The organism is Phyllobacterium ifriqiyense, from assembly GCF_030817885.1.
Lineage (GTDB): Bacteria > Pseudomonadota > Alphaproteobacteria > Rhizobiales > Rhizobiaceae > Phyllobacterium > Phyllobacterium ifriqiyense.
On the sequence record NZ_JAUSZT010000003.1, the window covers coordinates 2,231,337 to 2,249,194 of the forward strand.

Here is a 17,858-nt window from a genome sequence, read left to right on the forward strand (position 1 = left end):
AAATCGGGACACCCTACCGCTTTGGCTGAATTAAAAGTATAGTAGGCCGGATTTGCGTCGTTTCTTGTAGAGGAGCATAAAAGGCGCTAGAGCAAAAAAGAACAAGAGGGTAGAAAAACAATGCTCAGCACACGAATTGCATTATTGGGGGTCAGCGCCGTTGTTGCCGCGGGGTTGGTTGCGCTTTATCTGGCAGATATTTCGGGTAAGACAGACGCTGATAAACCAGCCGCAATTGCTAATATTGACACTTCGGTGAAGCCTGCCGCACCAACAGAGCCAGCCGCCGAACCGGCTGCTTCGGTGCCTTCCACGGGCACTGCCCCGACACAGCAAGCAGCAATGCCGCAACCGGAACTGACAACGGTTCCACCAAGCTCTGGCGCACCCACTTTTGATGTATTGCGTGTCGAGCCGACCGGGTCGATTGTCATTGCGGGCAAGGCGTCGGCCAATGCCACTGTTGATCTGCTCTCACGCTCTAAAGTCATTGGCACTACAAAATCCAATGAAAGTGGCGACTTTGTTGTTGTTCTCGAAGATCCGTTGAAGCCCGGCGATTATCAGCTTGTGCTGCGTTCAACCGGAGCCAGCGGGACAGCCATGACTTCGATTGAAACCGCAATCGTATCAATTCCTGAATCCAAAACCGGACAGGTGTTGGCTCTTGTCGAGCAATCGGGCCAGCCAAGCCGCATGATCACGACACCAGCGGCCACGCCCGCGCCCGATGCCGCACAGGCAGTGGTCACTGCTGCCCCGAAGGGCGACAAGCCCGTTGTTCAGCCAGCCGTTAAAGCCCGTATTGCTGTGGAAGCTGTCGAGATCGAAGGCAACAAGCTCTTCATCGCTGGCACTGCCGAAGCAGGCTTGACCGTGAAGGTTTACGCAAACAGCGATTTGCTGGGATCAACAATGACAACGCCGGAAGGGCGTTTTCTTGTTCAGACCGTAAAGGAGCTGGCAGTTGGCGACTATATCGTTCGCGCCGATATGCTTGCGGCTGACGGTGTTACCGTTCTTGCCAGATCCGCCGTACCTTTCAAACGTGAGGCAGGCGAGCGAGTATCGGCCGTCGCAGCTGCGCCGAAAGCCGATGAGCCTGTACAGGCCGAGAGCGCGACAGCGCAAGCTGCAACAGGTGATGCTGCCGCACCACTGCAAAGTGTTGAGGGCTCGGTCATTATTCGCCGGGGTGATAATCTGTGGCGGATTTCGCGCCGGACCTATGGCGAGGGAATGCGTTACACCACCATCTATCTTGCCAATAAAGAGCAGATACGCAATCCAAACCGGATTTTTCCTGGACAAGTGTTCGCCTTGCCTGAAACGGATAAACCCGCCGTCCAATAGAAAATATCTGCTGTATTCCGGCGGTTTTACGCAAAAGATTTGCGGGTAGGATTGCGTTTGCGATATATATCGTTTATCGACGATATACGATGACTTGCCAAAAATCTTTTGAAGACATTGAGAACGCCCGTATCCTGGCCGCGCTTGCCCATCCGGCTCGTCTGCGCATTGTCCGTCAGCTGTCATGTCTGGATGCATCGTGCTGCAAGGATATTGTCGCTGGTCTCGACCTTGCTCAATCGACGGTTTCGCAGCATCTCAAGATTTTGGTTGAAGCTGGATTGGTTCGTTATCGCCAGTCCGGTCAAAGCTCGCATTACAGCATTGACCCGGCAGCATTCGCTCACGTTGCAATGCTTGTAAACAAAATGGCAGAGCTCTGCTGTCCACCACAAAAAATCATTCCACCGCAGCCGCAAGTCTGGCGCGAAAACATGCTCGAGGATTAGACGTGCCCGAAAAGACCGTATCATCCGAGTCTGGAAAAACTTTCCAGACAATCCGCAACCTTTGGCCCTATATGTGGCCGGTTGAACGTCCAGATCTGCGCATGCGGGTCGTATGGGCTACGGTCTACCTCATCATATCCAAAATTGTATTGATCCTGGTTCCTTACTTTTTCAAGTGGGCAACCGATGCGTTAAACGGCAAACTGGAAGTTTCCGAACTTTTGCCAGTCTTGCTCATCGGCCCTCTGATGCTGGTCGCTGCCTATAATCTGGCACGTATTGTTCAAGCTGGGCTTAACCAGTTGCGCGATGCGCTCTTTGCCAGTGTCGGTCAATATGCCGTGCGCAAACTCGCTTATAAGACGTTTGTTCATATGCACGAACTATCCCTGCGTTTCCACGTCGAGCGCCGCACCGGTGGTCTGTCGCGCATCATCGAGCGTGGAACAAAGGGCATTGAAACCATTGTCCGTTTTACAATCCTTAATACAGCCCCGACGATCATCGAATTCCTGATGACCGCAGTGATATTTGCGTTCACCTATGGCCTGTCTTACGTGGCGGTCGTCGTAGCTACTGTTTGGCTTTATACCTGGTTCACAGTGCGCGCCAGTGACTGGCGGATCAACATCCGCCGCGACATGAACGAATCGGACACCGATGCCAATTCCAAGGCGATCGACTCGCTGTTGAACTTCGAGACCGTTAAATATTTTGGCAATGAAACCATGGAAGCAACCCGCTTTGATGGGGCAATGGCGCGATACGAAGTTTCCGCGACGCGCATCTGGACTTCGCTCGGTTGGTTGAACTTCGGTCAGGCGGTGATTTTCGGTATCGGCATGGCGGTCATGATGATCATGTCGGGCAGGGAGGTCATGGCAGGCACCCAGACAATAGGCGATTTTGTTTTCATCAATGCCATGTTGATGCAGCTTTCCATCCCGTTGAATTTTATTGGTTTTATATATCGGGAAATTCGTCAGGGATTGACTGATATTGAACAGATGTTTGATCTGCTTGATGTCGAGCAGGAAGTGAAAGACAAGCCTAATGCAAAGGCCTTGCAGATTGATCGTGGCACGGTCCGCTTTGACAATGTGCAATTTGCCTATGATCCAAAGCGCCCGATCTTGAAGGGTGTCAGCTTTGAGGTGCCAGCAGGCAAGACGGTGGCTATCGTCGGTCCATCGGGCGCGGGCAAATCAACGCTGTCGCGCCTGCTATTCCGCTTCTACGATATACAAAGTGGTTCGATCAGCATTGATGGGCAGGATATCCGCGATGTGACGCAGGAAAGCTTGCGCTCAGCCATTGGTATGGTGCCGCAGGATACTGTGCTTTTTAATGACTCTATTGCCTACAACATCCGCTATGGCCGAGTTAGCGCTACCGACGAGGAAATGCGTAATGCCGCCGAGCTTGCGCAGATCGGGCCATTTATCAATACGTTGCCCGAGGGCTATCAAGCCATGGTCGGTGAACGCGGGCTAAAGCTCTCCGGCGGCGAAAAGCAGCGTGTTGCCATTGCTCGAACGATCCTCAAGGCGCCCCCCATCCTCATACTTGACGAGGCGACGTCCGCTCTGGATAGCGCCACCGAGCATGAAATTCAGTCGGCACTTGATTTGGTCAGTCGTGACCGGACAACCCTTGTTATCGCCCACCGGCTTTCGACCATTATCGGCGCAGATGAAATCATTGTTTTGAAGGATGGCGTGATTGCTGAACGTGGTACACATACCAAGCTGCTGAAAATTAAAGGCCTTTATGCGTCAATGTGGAATCGCCAACGCGAGGCAACCGAGGCCGAAGAGCGGTTGCGCCGCGTACAGGCCGAGGACGATCTTGGAGTGGTTGTCCGTGGAAAGCCTGCAATGCCCGCGTGAATGGTTTGCCCCGGCGGCCAATCTCCGATAAGAACGCGAAAACTCGTTGAAAAATAGCCGTCATGTAACGACATAGCCTACGGCGTTCGCGACATATGATGCTGGCATAATCAGGGATAGATGAATGAGCCTTGTTGATACGATCCGTAATACTTTTGTGCCCATCCATAAGGAAGGCTATCCCTTCATTGCGGGTTTCGCCGTTGCCACACTCATTCTTGGTTATCTTTGGGGCCCATTGTTCTGGATCGGCCTGATACTGACCGCTTGGTGCATTTATTTCTATCGTGATCCCCAGCGCGTAACCCCCACCGATGACAAGCTGGTTATAAGCCCGGCGGATGGCCTCGTTTCGGCTGTTGGGCCTGCAGTGCCACCGCGCGAGCTTGGATTGGGTGATGCGGAAATGACCAGAATTTCCGTCTTCATGAATGTTTTTTCCTGCCATATCAATCGCGCTCCGGTTCGCGGCCGAATTTCCACTATCGTCCATAAACCCGGCAAGTTCCTCAATGCAGAACTTGACAAAGCCAGTGCGGAAAATGAGCGCAATGGTCTGGTTATCGAAAGCCCCAATGGCGAGGTAGCCGTTGTGCAGGTTGCCGGTCTGGTTGCCCGCCGTATTGTGTGCTGGGTCGATGAAAGCAACTCAATCTCAATCGGCGAGCGCTTTGGCCTGATCCGCTTTGGCTCTCGCGTCGATGTCTATTTGCCGCAGGGATTTGTGCCGCGTGTTGCAGTCGGCCAAACGGCCGTTGGCGGCGAAACGGTTGTTGCTGAATTTGGTGGCGCGCCGAGCGCACCTCTGGTCCGGATAAGCTAATCAATGCCGTTGGAGCAAGAAACAGACCCGTTGTTTGACGAGAAACATCAGAATGCCGAACCGAAAGGCACGCGCATTCCCCTGCGTTACCTCATGCCCAACGTCATCACAGTTCTGGCCATCTGTGCCGGGCTGACCGGTATCCGGCTGGCATTTGAAAACAGATTCGAGCTGGCCGTTTCAATGGTTCTGCTGGCTGCGTTCCTTGACGGCATAGACGGGCGCATCGCCCGCATGATGAAGGGTTCATCCAAGTTCGGCGCTCAGATGGACTCGCTTGCTGATATCGTCAATTTCGGCGTTGCACCGGCTTTGGTCCTTTATGCCTATATGCTTGATCAGGCGCGATCCTTCGGCTGGATTGCGGCGCTGCTTTATTGCATTGCCTGTTGTTTGCGGCTCGCCCGCTTTAACGTCATGCTTGACGTCGTCGGCAAACCGCTATGGCAGAATAACTTCTTTACAGGCGTTCCTGCTCCTGCAGGTGCCATGCTGGTTATGTTGCCGGTTTATCTGGGCTTCCTCGGTCTTGTTCCCACGCGTACATTCGCCTTTATAGCAGCAGCCTATACGGTGGGTGTGGCGGTGCTGATGATCAGCCGCTTACCGGTCTATAGCGGAAAGGCAGCAGGCACCAAGCTTCGTTCAGATTGGGTCATGCCGACCTTCCTGTTTATCGTGGTCTATGTGGCATTCCTGATGAGTTACACATGGGAAACGCTAACATTGACGACAATCGCCTTCTTCCTGACCTTGCCGTTCAGCTACAGGGCATGGAAACGTTTTGAAGAGGCGGATGCTGCCAGTACCAGCACAGATGCCGAAAAGGATGGTTCCGAAATCCAATCCTGATGTCGGAGCCACTCACCTCTACTGCTCAGTGTTAAAAGTCCGTTTGAAGGCGGCAGCAACCATGTTGATTATCTGCGCGTGAATTTCGCCGCGCGGTCGTCCTTCGACATTGTCACAAAGTGCTTCGGTGATACCTTTAGCTTTCAAAGCTTCGGACGCACCGGCTTTGCATTCCGCAAACATACTGAAATGATTAGCGCCATCAATCGTCGAGTAACGTGCATGAGGGATGAGCTTTGCCGTTTGTGACACATCTACCGTTGGTGGAACCTCTCCGCTACGTCCCAGGTTTATCAAATCGACCGGAATTGTGATGCTGGCAATGCTTTCGGTGGTTAGCGTCCCCACCATTGCGGGATCAACTGCGACTGCTGATCGAATTCGATTGTCTCGGTAGTTTTGGCCTGCGGGCTGCAGATTCATCGTGTGAAGGTCGACGCCGCTTTGTTTGATCCATTCACACAAAGAGTTGTTGCTCGAGCCGTTGTCGCAATAAGATGCCAGCCGTTGCTGGTTCACCTTGGCTCCGGCTACTGCAAGGGCCGTATATCCGCCCATGGAGAGACCAAGCGCCCCGACTTTCTCCCAGTCAATTTTATTCTGAAACGCTGTACTTATTTTGAGGGCATCCAACGTAGACGTAAAATCCGCGGGCCGTAGCCAAAGCTTCATTGCCTCACCCGCCGATCTATTTCCACTCTGGTTGCCGGGATGATTTGGTGCGGCAACAATGTAACCATGTTTCGCCAACGAAGCGGCAATCCAGCTTGTGGCTCCGGCATTCCCTGCAATACCTGTGCCGTGGGAAAGCAGAATGAGTGGAAATTTGCCCTTCAGTATTGGCGCATCCCGCATGCTGGTGGTGCCGCTAAAAAACGGGGTATTGCCAAGCAGCGCTTCCTCGCCGCCAATCTGTGCCGGGTACCAGATTATAACATGAAGATTGATGCCTCGTTCTTTTGACGGGGACAAGAATTCACGTACCCCGACATTCATGTCGTCAGCATGAGCGATTTGCAGTGTTGTAACGAGAGCGAGCCCGGTGAGATACGCAAATTTCTTCATAGTGAAACTCCTTGTTTTGGATATATGAAAATGATTTCGGGCCTCAGCGAATTGTCGCGCGGACATAATCGCTCTTGATATCGATGGAGGGTTTTGCACCGGGGGTGTTCCTAAGTTTGCTATCGATAAAAGATGCTTTGGCATCAACCGCATAGCTGATCGGCGTGTCCTTCAAAAAACTGAACGCGGCATCAAGCGCGCGGGACTCCAGACGGATAGTCTCGTTATTGCTGCTTCGCTCAAAGCGAACGTCGCTGCGCACTGCATCGCCGTTGATGTCGAGCCTGGAGGCATAACCATCCAGCGAAAAATCGGCTGCATTTGCATTGATGCGAATGCTGCGATACTCACCGGAAAAACGCGCAAGCAAAGCGTGTTGCTCAATGCTGATATCAGCGCCCTTGGGCAGATTGACGATAATCCCAACTTCACAATCAGAAAGGCTGAGAAGAGGAGATTCTGTAACGTCGATTGTTAATGTCTGATCTTTGATTTCAGTGGTCGTTTTCGTTTCGCAGCGGTTCGAGAACCAATTCGAATACCAACTTGCAAGCCAGCTTGTCCTGGTCCCTGTGATAGTCGCCGCATAGGGAACCGTGTGTAGAGTGGTGAAATCCAAACGGCTGCTCTCGCCGGTTATCGTCACCTGCTTGATCCTCGTCATATCCAGCTGAGCTGCGGTCTCGGCCTTTGCGGCGACAGGCGTAAGAGTGGTAAAGAGCAGAATAAGCGAAGCAAAAAATCCTGGCATGTTGATCTCCTTGAAATGCGGCGCTTGGATTAGCGCCAGCATCAGGGAGCGGCATTGTTCAGATATTTTCGACCTTGATCACAATTCAGGTCGTCCGCGATCACGATTGAGGACATATTGAGCCTCAAACTCATTCGGATAATGTTGAAAATGCTTTTTGTGCCTTTACCTTTTGTCGTTGCGCTTCTGCTCTTTATCCTGCTCGTCCAAATGATCCGGCGGCAGGAAGAGGGAGCGTCAAATACGTTCTTCTTCGCATGGCTGATTGTTGCTGCCGTGCAAGCTGTGGTTATAGGCGTGCGCTGGGGTTATGACTTCCTTGAGATATTGCCGCTTCAGGCAATACTTGCGGCCGCAGCTCCCACATTGGCATGGCTCAGTTTTGATAGTTTGCGAACTGAACGACCACCGTCTCAGCGGCCTTTTCTATTGCTCCATCTCCTTCCGACGTTGGCGGTCGCCGGTTTTGTCGCCTTTTGGCCCGACCCCATCTCACTGACGATCATTCTCATTTTTCTCGGGTACGGGTTTGCGCTTGCCCGGCTCGCTTGGGCTGGCCCCAATATCTTGGGCGCATCGCGGCTGGATGGCGTCATTACGTCTTACCGGGCCTTGCAGCTTACCGCGATTTCCACTGTCGGCTCCGCGGTGATCGACCTGCTGGTAACTTTCGATTTCGCGGAAACGGGCGGACTTCATTCGGGCCGTATTGTCGCTATCGCCAATATTATCGGCCTTCTTGTTCTTGGAACTGCGGCTACTGTGGCTGGTGCCAGCCAACCTTTGGCGGATGAAAGCAGCGATGAGCCTGCATTGTCCAGCCAGCCTACCTCTGACGATGCTGCAGTGGCCTTGGCGCTGGATGAGTTTATGCAGTCGCGTCAGCCATATCGCGATGTGGATCTCAATTTGAACAGACTGGGCCGAAAAATGGGGCTCTCAGTCAGGCAGATATCCAATGCGGTCAACCGCGCCAAAGGGATGAGCGTTTCACAATATGTGAATGATTACCGGGTGAAGGACGCTTGCAACCTTCTCACGCAGACCGATGAGCCAATCACGCGCATCATGTTCGACGCTGGTTTTCAGACCAAATCAAACTTTAACCGCGAGTTTCTGCGTGTCACCGGCATGAGTCCGAAAGCATGGCGCACGCGTAACAATAAGGTGGACGAGACAAACGTCATTCGTCTCGCCGTTTAACTGGGGTTGTTATAGCTCAGCAGTTTGCCTGACTGCACTTTGTACAGCTTTCCGGTTTCATCAATAGCGGGATCACAGAGCAGGGCGATCTTCGCAGCCACTTCTGCCGGTGTTGGCAATGTCTCCGGATCTTCCCCCGGCACAGCCTGAGCACGCATTGCAGTACGCGTTGCACCGGGATCGACCGAATGCACCCTCAACTTTGTCTGTTTGGTCTCTTCCGCCCAGCTGCGCGCGAAAACTTCCACAGCGGCTTTCGAAGCGGCATAGGGAGCCCAGTAGGCGCGGGCAGAGTGGGCAACGCTGGACGAAAGCAGCAATGCACGGCCAGCGTCGGAAAGCTTCAGCAAAGGGTCTGTGGTCCGAATAAGGCGCCAAACGCTGGAAACATTGACAGTCATCAGCTTGTCGAAGACCTTTGCCTCGACATGGCCGATAGGCGAAATGGTACCGAGCACACCAGCATTGGCGATCATTATATCAAGCTTGCCCCAACGCTCGTGAATTGAGCCGCCGAGGCGATCAATGGCTGGCAGATCGGTCAGGTCGAGTGGAACCAGCGTTGCCGAGCCACCAGCCTTTGTAATTTCGTCGTCCAGTTCTTCAAGGCCGCCCACCGTGCGCGCAACAGCGATAACATGCGCGCCGCGTCCAGCGAGTTCTTTTGCAAGGTGATAGCCAATGCCGCGCGAAGCGCCGGTGACAAGCGCAAGCTTGCCATCCAGCCGAAAACTGCCGTCAGAAATCATGAAGTGAACTCAACCGTTATTTGCCAGAAGTGAGAACTGACGGACATTGTCCGGGCCGTCCTTGTCGAGAAGGCGCGTCGGGTAGTCGCCAGTGAAATAGTGATCGGTAAAGAGTGGCGAACGCGGGTCTCGCGGAGCTCCGCTTACGGCCTTGTAGAGCCCGTCTATCGACAGAAACGCCAATGAATCCGCGCCGATATACGCACACATCGCATCAAGATCAGCATATTGGTTTGCCAGTAGCTTATCTGCATCGGGCGTATCAATGCCGTAGAAATCCGGGTGGAAAATCATCGGGCTGGCAACGCGGATATGCACTTCGCTTGCGCCAGCATCGCGGATCATTTGCACGATCTTGACGGATGTCGTTCCGCGCACAATGGAATCGTCCACCAGAACAACGCGCTTGCCTTCGATGACTGCGCGATTGGCTGAGTGTTTCAATTTGACGCCGAACGCACGAATGGATTGCGTCGGCTCGATAAAGGTTCTGCCGACATAATGGTTGCGGATGATACCAAGCTCGAAGGGGATGCCGCTCGCCTGCGCAAAACCTATGGCTGCTGGCGTTCCGCCATCAGGAACAGGCACAACAACATCAGCCTCAAGCGGTGCTTCCTTGGCGAGGTTGATACCCATATTCTTGCGGGCGGTATAAACATTGCGGCCACCAACAACTGAGTCAGGACGGGCAAAATATACATATTCGAACAGGCAAAGCCGCTCAGGTTTCGGGTTCTGCGGCTTGAACGTCTCAATGCTGATGGAACCATCAGCTTGAATCTCGCAAACCACGACTTCACCATTTTCGATATCACGAACGAATTTGGCACCAATAATGTCCAGCGCGCAACTCTCGGAAGCAAAAATCGGCTTGCCATTGAGGTCGCCCATCACAAGCGGACGAATGCCGATCGGGTCACGTGCAGCGATCAACTTTGTGCGGGTGAGGGCGAGCATCGCATAGCCGCCTTCCATCTGGCGGATCGCGTCAATGAAGCGATCGCTCGATGATGTGCTGCGCGAGCGGGCAATGAGATGTAGCACAACTTCCGTATCGGAATTGGACTGGCAGATAGCACCATCGGCAATAAGCTTGCGGCGCATGGTAAGGCCATTGGTGAAATTGCCGTTATGGGCAATGGCAATGCCACCGATTTCCAGCTCGGCGAAAAGCGGCTGCACATTGCGGAGAGCAGCGTCACCTGTTGTGGAGTAGCGGACATGGCCTATAGCGCGGTCACCGGGCAGCTGAGCCAATGTAGCCGGGTTGGTATAATGGTCCCCAACAAGGCCCATACGGCGCTCTGAGCAGAATTGGTTGCCATCGTATGAGACTATACCTGCAGCTTCCTGGCCGCGATGCTGCAATGCATGCAGTCCCAAGGCTGTCAGTGTGGCCGCATCAGGATGGCCCAAAATGCCAAACACACCGCACTCTTCATGCAGTGTGTCATCGTCAAGGGACATCAATTGGTTATCGTCACGAGAAATGTCGGTCATTGCCGCCAGCCCTTTCGCCCCAAGTTCATTGGGATCGAGTCAATTGTGCCTAGTTGTATTATGCCACACTATATGGGGTATTACCAAGGAAACCCCAAGAGCGGTATTGACGCAGTTCATGTTATTGTCCGGTTACTCTGGTGTTGTGCCTTCCGGAGGAATGTCTTCCTTCGGTTCAACCGTTGTCGTTCCGTCTGGCGCAGTATCCGTTGCCGCAGGCGTACCGGGCTTCAATCGCTTCAGAATGGTTGATTCCGGGTCTTCCGGCAAAAGCGCAACCAGTTTTGCACCTAGCTCGTCGATCATCGGCTTTGATTTGGCCTGTGCCACCCATGCCGGCTGATTTTCGGTAACGAGCCAGTTGAAAAACAACATCGCAACCACGACGAGCAGAACACCGCGTGCTGCTCCGAATAGAAAGCCGAGTGTGCGATCCAGCGCGCCGATGCGGCTATCGATGATAAAATCGGCGATCTTCATCGTAATAATGGAAACAACGATGAGCGTGATGATGAAAACCAGACCGGCAGCCGCAATCTGCGCAATTGTGTCATTGCTGATGTAAGGGGCTAAAAAGGGAACCACTGGCTTGTAAAAAACATAGGCGGCAACGGCAGCGGCGGCCCATGATACGACAGACAATACTTCGCGCGAGAAGCCACGAACCATGGCCAGGACCGCCGAGACAAGGGTTATGCCCAATAGTATTCCGTCAAGCAACGTTATCGGCATTTTATTTGGTCCTCATATCAAAACCAACCATTTGATCAGTCTTCGCGTTGTCTCTTGCCCGGTCCGGATGCTGCTATGCGGGCCACAAGGTCCGGTAGTGATGCGGTCTCGGTCAGACGAGCATTGCCGTTCTTTGCGACATCGTTGCTTCCCTTGGGAAGAACAGCCTGCTTGAACCCAAGCTTGTCTGCTTCTTTCAGTCTTTGCACTGCATGCGCCACAGGGCGAACAGCACCAGATAGACTGACTTCGCCGAAATAGACGCAATCGGCGGGAAGGGCAATACCAGCAATTGAGGAAACCAGTGCAGATGCAACAGCAATATCAGCGGCGGGCTCGGTTATCCGGTATCCACCAGCCACATTCAGATACACATCATGCTGTCCAAACCGAACGCCGCAATGGGCTTCAAGCACGGCGAGAATCATCGAAAGGCGGTTTCCATCCCAACCAACAACGGCGCGGCGCGGCGTGCCGAGCGTTGATGGAGCGACCAAGGCCTGAATTTCAACGAGGATAGGCCGCGTTCCCTCCATACCGGCAAAAACAGCGGCGCCCGGCGCTTTATCGTTCCTTTCGCCAAGAAACAGCTCGGAGGGATTGGCGACCTGACGCAAGCCCTTATCCGACATTTCAAACACGCCGATTTCATCAGTCGGCCCAAACCGGTTTTTGACGGTGCGAAGAATACGGTAATGGTGGCCACCTTCACCTTCAAAATAAAGCACGGCATCGACCATATGCTCGATGACACGCGGTCCTGCAATTTGGCCCTCTTTGGTCACATGTCCGACGAGAACAACGGCTGCACCTGTTTGCTTGGCATAGCGAATCATGGCCTGTGCTCCGGCGCGAACCTGGGTCACTGTGCCGGGTGCAGAATCAGCGGCATCTGTCCAAAGCGTCTGGATCGAATCGATAATGATCAGATCCGGGCGTTTCGCCTCGGAGATGGTCGCAAGTATATCTTCAACATTGGTTTCTGCCGCCAGCAGCACATCTGTATCGGCGGCGTCCAGCCGCTGCGCACGCAGACGTATCTGTGCTACTGCTTCTTCGCCTGATACGTATATAACGCGGTGTCCCTGACGCGATAAGGCAGCGGCGGCCTGTGTCAGCAAGGTCGATTTGCCGATACCCGGATCGCCGCCGATCAGAATGGCCGATCCGCGTACGAAGCCGCCGCCCGTCACACGATCAAGCTCGCCAATTCCCGACTGGATGCGTGGGGCGTCTTCGATTTCACCCGATAAGGTGGTCAGCGCAACGGCACGGCCCTTGCGGCTAGAAAGCTTACCGGGTCCGCTGCCTATGCCGCCAGATGTGCCTTCTTCGACAAGTGTATTCCATTCGCCGCATGCATCGCACTTGCCGGCCCAGCGTGTGTGAACGGCACCGCAATTCTGGCAGATGAATTGAATTCTAGCCTTGGCCATTAAATCTCATTTCCGCTGTAAAGGTAGCGGCGGTGATAGCGGTTTCCAAGGCTGGTAAGCAACTCATATCCGATTGTGCCTGCAGCGCGTGCAGCATCATCAAGCGAAATATTGCTGCCAAACAGTTCGATATAGTCACCGGCCTTGGCCTCGCCTTCGTCCAGTTCGGAAATATCGAACGAGGTTAGATCCATTGTCACGCGCCCGATGATTGGAACTTTCTTGCCTGCAATGAAACCACAACCACCATTATTGAGCGTTTGCCGCAGGGGGACGCCGCTGCCCGACGCCGAGCGTAAATAGCCATCTGCGTAGCCAACAGAGCAGATCGCAATACGCGTATCACGGGTCAGTCTCGCTGTAGCGCCGTAGCCCGCCGTCTCGCCTTTAAGGCCTGTGCGAATCTGAACTATCCGTGCTTCTGACGTGACCACCGGCCGCATTGGGTTGGCAATGCCCGAAACAGGCTCGCCGCCATACATGGCGACGCCGGGACGGCTCAACTCATAGCCAGCGTTCAAACTATGAAAGATGCCGGGTGAATTGGCGATGCTTGATTCAATTCCAGAGAAATGTTCGCGAAGCTTTTGAAATGATTCAAATTGCCGTTGGCTAAGCTCATGTTTTTGTTCATCTGCCGTTGCCAGATGGGTAATCAGCAGGATCGGCTTGTCATCTTTGGATTCACCGGCAAAACGGATGGCTTCGTTAACGGTGAGGCCGAGGCGGTTCATCCCCGTATCGACATGCAGAGCATAGGGCAGTTTTTCGGTGCGACCGGCATTGAGTGCCTTCCAGCTTGCAAGTTCCTGCAACGACCCAAGCACTGGAGTGAGGTTGGATTGTTCGTAGACCGGAAAAGCCTCAGCGAAGAAGCCGTTAAGCACAAAAACTTGCGCATCAGGCGCGACAGCCTTTACACGCAATCCTTCCTCGGCCAGAGCCACAAAAAATGTGCGGCATCCAGCTTTCCATAAAACCGGAACGACATGGATAATACCAAGGCCATAGGCGTCAGCCTTGACCACAGCCGCCGTACGGGCAGGCTTGGACCTCTCGGCAAGCAGAAGCCAGTTTGCAACCAAGGCATCAAGATCAATGGTTAAACGTCCGCCAGCGAGCCGTGGATCAGCGCCCGTCGTAGCAATATGTTGCATTTTAGCAGTCATCCTTACTCGAAACGTTCAGGAAGATGCGAATCCTCGGCAAGATCGGTAAAGCGGGTAAACTCCGCCTGGAAAGCGAGCCGTACTGTTCCTGTCGGGCCATGACGCTGCTTGGCCACGATGACTTCTGCCTTGCCGATTGCTTCGTTCAACTCAGCCTGCCATTTGAAGTGCTCTTCGGTTCCGGGCTTCGGTTCTTTGTTCTTGATGTAATATTCGTCGCGATACACAAACAATACAACGTCGGCGTCCTGCTCGATCGAACCGGATTCGCGCAAGTCAGAAAGCTGCGGATGTTTGTCTTCGCGGCTTTCCACTTGGCGCGAGAGCTGGGAGAGAGCAATGATCGGTGTATTCAACTCCTTGCCGAGAGCTTTCAGGCCAGTGGTAATCTCGGTAATTTCCTGCACGCGGTTTTCCGATGCGCGCTTGGACGATCCCTGCATCAGCTGAATATAGTCGATCACAATCACGTCGAGGCCACGCTGGCGCTTCAAGCGGCGTGCACGAGCCGCCAATTGAGCAATGGATATACCACCCGTCTGATCGATATAGAGTGGCACACGCTGCATATGCTGCGAACAGGCAACGAGCTTTTCAAAATCAGCTTCACTGATTTCACCGCGGCGGATTTTTGAAGAGCTGATTTCCGATTGCTCGGAAATGATACGCGTTGCCAGCTGTTCAGACGACATTTCCAGCGAGAAAAAGCCGACAACGCCGCCATTCTTAGCTTTAAAACTGCCATCGGCCAATTGTTCAGGCTCGTAGGCTGCGGCGATGTTGAAGGCGATATTGGTCGCAAGCGAGGTTTTGCCCATACCAGGACGTCCTGCAAGAACGATCAAATCTGAAGGCTGCAATCCACCCATACGCGCATCGAGCGCACGGATACCCGTTGATACGCCGGAAAGATGTCCGTCGCGCATGAATGCAGCGTTGGCCATATCCACAGCATTCTTGACCGCATCGGTAAATGTCTGGAAGCCACCATCATAGCGCCCGGTTTCAGCCAGTTCGAACAGGCGTCGTTCCGCATCCTCGATCTGGCCTTGCGGCGCTACATCGACCGGCGCGTCATAGGCGATATTCACCATATCTTCGCCAATGGTGATCAGCGCCCGGCGTGTCGCCAGATCATAAATCGCGCGGCCATAGTCTTCGGCATTGATGACGGTCACAGCTTCCGCTGCAAGACGTGCCAGATATTGCATGACGGTCATGTCGCCGATCTTCGCGTCGGCGGGCATGAATGTTTTAAGCGTCACGGGATTGGCCATCTTGCCCATCCGAATCATGTCGGATGCGACTTCGAAGATTTTCCGGTGCAGAGGCTCATTGAAATGGGTGGGCTTCAGGAAGTCGGAAACACGATAGAACGCATCATTATTGACCAGAATTGCGCCAAGCAAAGCCTGTTCGGCCTCAATATTGTTGGGGGCCTCGCGATAGAGCGTGCCCTGCGCTTCGTTGATCTTGCGTACCGTAGCTTCAGCCATTTTGTATTTTCCTGTTCGCCACCACTATGGCTTAATGACACGAGCTGTGGAGTGACAGATTTGCTCCTATTTCCCGATATCGGCATTTATCCACAATGCCATCCACACAAATGCGAGTGTGAGAAACTTTGCTTGACCTGCACCCACAATCATAACGTGAGTCGGGCGGAAAAGGCGATGCAATAGCGCTTACCTCTCCGTCATCCTCGGGCTTGACCCGAGGACCCAATCTCATTGGCAATGGGAGAAATAGCAGATCCTCGGGTCAAGCCCGAGGATGACGGAGAAGTATGCGTTAAAGTACCATCGCACTAAGGTCCAATCACCGCCCGGCAATCGATTCCTTTGCGTTCACTTGGCTATTGGCTGAGCTGCGTTCACACTCAAGGCGCTTTAGTCGCTTTTCTTCCTGTTCGATATAGTTGCGCGTGAACGGCACGGCTTCCTGTCGATGAGCCAATTGAATCTGGAACACCATCAGGTTCTGCCAGCGGAATGCTGATTCTGATGCCGCCAGATAAAACTCCCACATCCGGCAAAACCTTTCATCATAGATCGCTTTTGCCTTATCGCGATTTGCCATGAAACGTTCGCGCCAGATGCGCAATGTATCAGCATAGTGCAGACGTAGAATTTCGATATCAGTAATGACCAAGCCGGCTTTTTCGATATGTGGAATGACTTCCGAAAGGGCAGGGATATAACCTCCCGGGAAGATATATTTTTGAATGAAGGCATTGGTGTAGGACGGCCCGTCTGAACGCCCGATCGAATGCAACAGGAAGACGCCATCCTTCTTGAGCAGACGCGCTGTGTGCTGAAAATATTCGGAGAAATGACCAATGCCTACATGCTCGAACATGCCGACCGAAACAATCCGGTCGAAACTGTCATCGATTGTACGATAGTCTTGCAGGTTGAATTGAGCCTGTGATGACAGTCCTTCATCAAAAGCACGCTTATTAGCAATGCCGTGCTGTTCTTGCGAGAGGGTGACGCCTGTGACATTGGCCTCGAGGTGCCTTGCCAGATACAGTCCCATGCCACCCCAGCCGCAGCCGATATCGAGGGTCTTATGACCTTTTTCGATAAGCAGTTTTGCAGCTATGTGACGTTTTTTTGCAAGCTGAGCCTCTTCGAGGGTCGCATCTGGCCTTTCGAAGTAAGCGCAGGAATATTGCATGTCGGTATCGAGAAAGAGCCGATACAAATCCTCCGACAGATCGTAGTGACGTTGCACATTGCTTGATGCTCGGGTCAGATTGTTCATCTGGTGTAAACGCCGGGTAGCGCGCCGTATGCCCTCAAGCGCAAGCATCCAGGGTTCCTTGGCTGCCGTAGCTCCGGTATTTTCGAAGATAAGTTTCAAAATATCGTAGATGTCGCCCTGCAGAACATCAATCTCGCTGTTCATATAGGCTTCTGCAAAGTGCAAGGATGGGTCGAACGCGATCCTGCGTTCTGCCGCGGCAGTATTGATGCGGAAGTGATATTCCTCGCCGGTCCCGTCGCCAAACATGCGGGTTTTTCCGCCGGAATCGGTTATTTTCAAAGTACCAGTGTGAATCATGCGCGTAAGGGCGGCGCGTAGAAGTGCATTCATGAACAATCTCCATCTTAGACGATAGAGCTCGGCCATAAGGCGACTCAAAGGGAGTCTTGGTCGGGCGTGGGTGGACTCAGTAAATTTAATTGATTTTTTCAATCTGAAAAGCAAAAAAGTACCCGACATTGCTGCCGGGTACTTTTACCAAATGAAAACAACTCTTTCGAGTGCTTTGTATCTTCTTTAAATCAGGCGTTTTCTTCGCCGTCTTCGTCTTCATCAAAGAATTCGTCCGAAAGTGGAGCTTCTTCAATGCCGTAAATTGCTTCGGCAGAAGTAAGGTCTTCGCCCTTAACCTGACGCTCAGCTTCATCAGCTGTACGAGCAATATTGATGGTTACTGTTGCTTCAACTTCAGGGTGCAGCGACAGAACAATCTTGTGCAGGCCGATTGTCTTGATCGGTGTGTTCAATTCAACCTGGTTGCGGTTGATTGAGAAGCCTTCAGCTGTGATCAGGTCGGCAATGTCACGGGTCGAAACTGAACCGTATAGCTGGCCGGTCTCACCAGCGGAGCGAACGGCAATAAATGACTTGCCATCAAGCTTGTCAGCAATTGCCTGAGCTTCTGTCTTGCGCTCGAGGTTGCGGGCTTCAAGCTGTGCGCGCTGGCCTTCGAACTTCTTCTTGTTGGCTTCGTTTGCACGAAGAGCCTTGCCCTGTGGCAGAAGGAAGTTACGGGCAAAGCCGTCCTTGACCTTGACTGTATCGCCCATCTGGCCGAGGCGGCCAATGCGTTCTAGTAGAATGACGTCCATTTGAGTTTTTCCTTATAGGTTAGT

At 53.1% G+C, this 17,858-nt stretch carries 16 protein-coding genes; 6 read left to right on the plus strand and 10 right to left on the minus strand.

The annotated features are described in order from the left end of the window. Window positions 1-120: 120 nt before the first annotated feature. The 5 genes from QFZ34_RS18470 (at window position 121) to pssA (ending at window position 5,366) form a co-directional block, all read left to right on the plus strand. A complete protein-coding gene (locus QFZ34_RS18470; RefSeq protein WP_307283935.1) occupies window positions 121-1,353 on the plus strand; it encodes a LysM peptidoglycan-binding domain-containing protein in 1,233 nt (410 codons plus the stop codon). 89 nt (window positions 1,354-1,442) lie between these two features. Continuing rightward, on the plus strand, window positions 1,443-1,802 hold the full coding sequence (locus QFZ34_RS18475) for an ArsR/SmtB family transcription factor (protein WP_115051811.1): 360 nt from the start codon (window positions 1,443-1,445) through the stop codon (window positions 1,800-1,802). Window positions 1,803-1,873: 71 nt separating this feature from the next. Further along, window positions 1,874-3,691 carry an ABCB family ABC transporter ATP-binding protein/permease gene (locus QFZ34_RS18480; RefSeq protein WP_370878861.1) on the plus strand — a complete coding sequence of 606 codons (1,818 nt, stop codon included), beginning with the start codon at window positions 1,874-1,876 and terminating at the stop codon, window positions 3,689-3,691. Window positions 3,692-3,815: 124 nt separating this feature from the next. Next, window positions 3,816-4,514, plus strand: coding sequence for a phosphatidylserine decarboxylase (locus tag QFZ34_RS18485; RefSeq protein ID WP_115051809.1), 699 nt, complete (start codon window positions 3,816-3,818; stop codon window positions 4,512-4,514). A gap of 3 nt (window positions 4,515-4,517) precedes the next feature. Continuing rightward, window positions 4,518-5,366 (plus strand): CDP-diacylglycerol--serine O-phosphatidyltransferase, encoded by an 849-nt coding sequence (pssA, locus tag QFZ34_RS18490; RefSeq protein ID WP_307283945.1) that lies wholly within the window; start codon window positions 4,518-4,520, stop codon window positions 5,364-5,366. An 18-nt stretch (window positions 5,367-5,384) separates the two neighbouring features. Here the strand turns inward: pssA and QFZ34_RS18495 are convergent, their stop codons facing one another. Together QFZ34_RS18495 and QFZ34_RS18500 are read right to left on the minus strand one after the other, a co-directional pair. Continuing rightward, window positions 5,385-6,431: an alpha/beta hydrolase family protein gene (locus tag QFZ34_RS18495; protein ID WP_307283947.1), complete on the minus strand. Its 1,047-nt coding sequence runs from the start codon at window positions 6,429-6,431 to the stop codon at window positions 5,385-5,387. Between the two features lie 43 nt (window positions 6,432-6,474). After that, window positions 6,475-7,182 carry a hypothetical protein gene (locus QFZ34_RS18500; protein ID WP_307283950.1) on the minus strand — a complete coding sequence of 236 codons (708 nt, stop codon included), beginning with the start codon at window positions 7,180-7,182 and terminating at the stop codon, window positions 6,475-6,477. A gap of 150 nt (window positions 7,183-7,332) precedes the next feature. Here QFZ34_RS18500 and QFZ34_RS18505 point away from each other — a divergent pair, with 150 nt between their 5' ends. Beyond that, window positions 7,333-8,385 (plus strand): helix-turn-helix domain-containing protein, encoded by a 1,053-nt coding sequence (locus tag QFZ34_RS18505; RefSeq protein WP_307283953.1) that lies wholly within the window; start codon window positions 7,333-7,335, stop codon window positions 8,383-8,385. On the opposite strand, the gene QFZ34_RS18510 is transcribed toward QFZ34_RS18505, so the two are convergent. From QFZ34_RS18510 to rplI, 8 genes are all read right to left on the minus strand, one after another. After that, complete coding sequence (locus tag QFZ34_RS18510; RefSeq protein WP_115051805.1) at window positions 8,382-9,134, minus strand: SDR family NAD(P)-dependent oxidoreductase; 753 nt, start codon at window positions 9,132-9,134, stop codon at window positions 8,382-8,384. The genes QFZ34_RS18505 and QFZ34_RS18510 overlap by 4 nt on opposite strands. A 9-nt stretch (window positions 9,135-9,143) precedes the next feature. Beyond that, a complete protein-coding gene (gene purF, locus QFZ34_RS18515; protein WP_115051804.1) occupies window positions 9,144-10,637 on the minus strand; it encodes an amidophosphoribosyltransferase in 1,494 nt (497 codons plus the stop codon). 132 nt (window positions 10,638-10,769) lie between these two features. Then, window positions 10,770-11,369 carry a CvpA family protein gene (locus tag QFZ34_RS18520; protein ID WP_115051803.1) on the minus strand — a complete coding sequence of 200 codons (600 nt, stop codon included), beginning with the start codon at window positions 11,367-11,369 and terminating at the stop codon, window positions 10,770-10,772. Between the two features lie 35 nt (window positions 11,370-11,404). Then, the gene (radA, locus tag QFZ34_RS18525; RefSeq protein WP_307283959.1) at window positions 11,405-12,805 is read right to left on the minus strand and encodes a DNA repair protein RadA; all 1,401 of its coding nucleotides are present in this window, start codon (window positions 12,803-12,805) and stop codon (window positions 11,405-11,407) included. Beyond that, on the minus strand, window positions 12,805-13,962 hold the full coding sequence (gene alr / locus QFZ34_RS18530; protein ID WP_307283961.1) for an alanine racemase: 1,158 nt from the start codon (window positions 13,960-13,962) through the stop codon (window positions 12,805-12,807). The genes radA and alr overlap by 1 nt, the downstream gene beginning before the upstream one ends. A gap of 14 nt (window positions 13,963-13,976) precedes the next feature. Continuing rightward, a complete protein-coding gene (locus QFZ34_RS18535) occupies window positions 13,977-15,470 on the minus strand; it encodes a replicative DNA helicase (protein ID WP_115051800.1) in 1,494 nt (497 codons plus the stop codon). A gap of 322 nt (window positions 15,471-15,792) precedes the next feature. Beyond that, the gene (locus QFZ34_RS18540; protein WP_115051799.1) at window positions 15,793-17,073 is read right to left on the minus strand and encodes a cyclopropane fatty acid synthase; all 1,281 of its coding nucleotides are present in this window, start codon (window positions 17,071-17,073) and stop codon (window positions 15,793-15,795) included. A 191-nt stretch (window positions 17,074-17,264) separates the two neighbouring features. Continuing rightward, entirely contained in the window at window positions 17,265-17,834 is a 570-nt protein-coding gene (gene rplI / locus QFZ34_RS18545; protein ID WP_115051798.1) for a 50S ribosomal protein L9, read from the minus strand. Window positions 17,835-17,858: the final 24 nt, after the last annotated feature.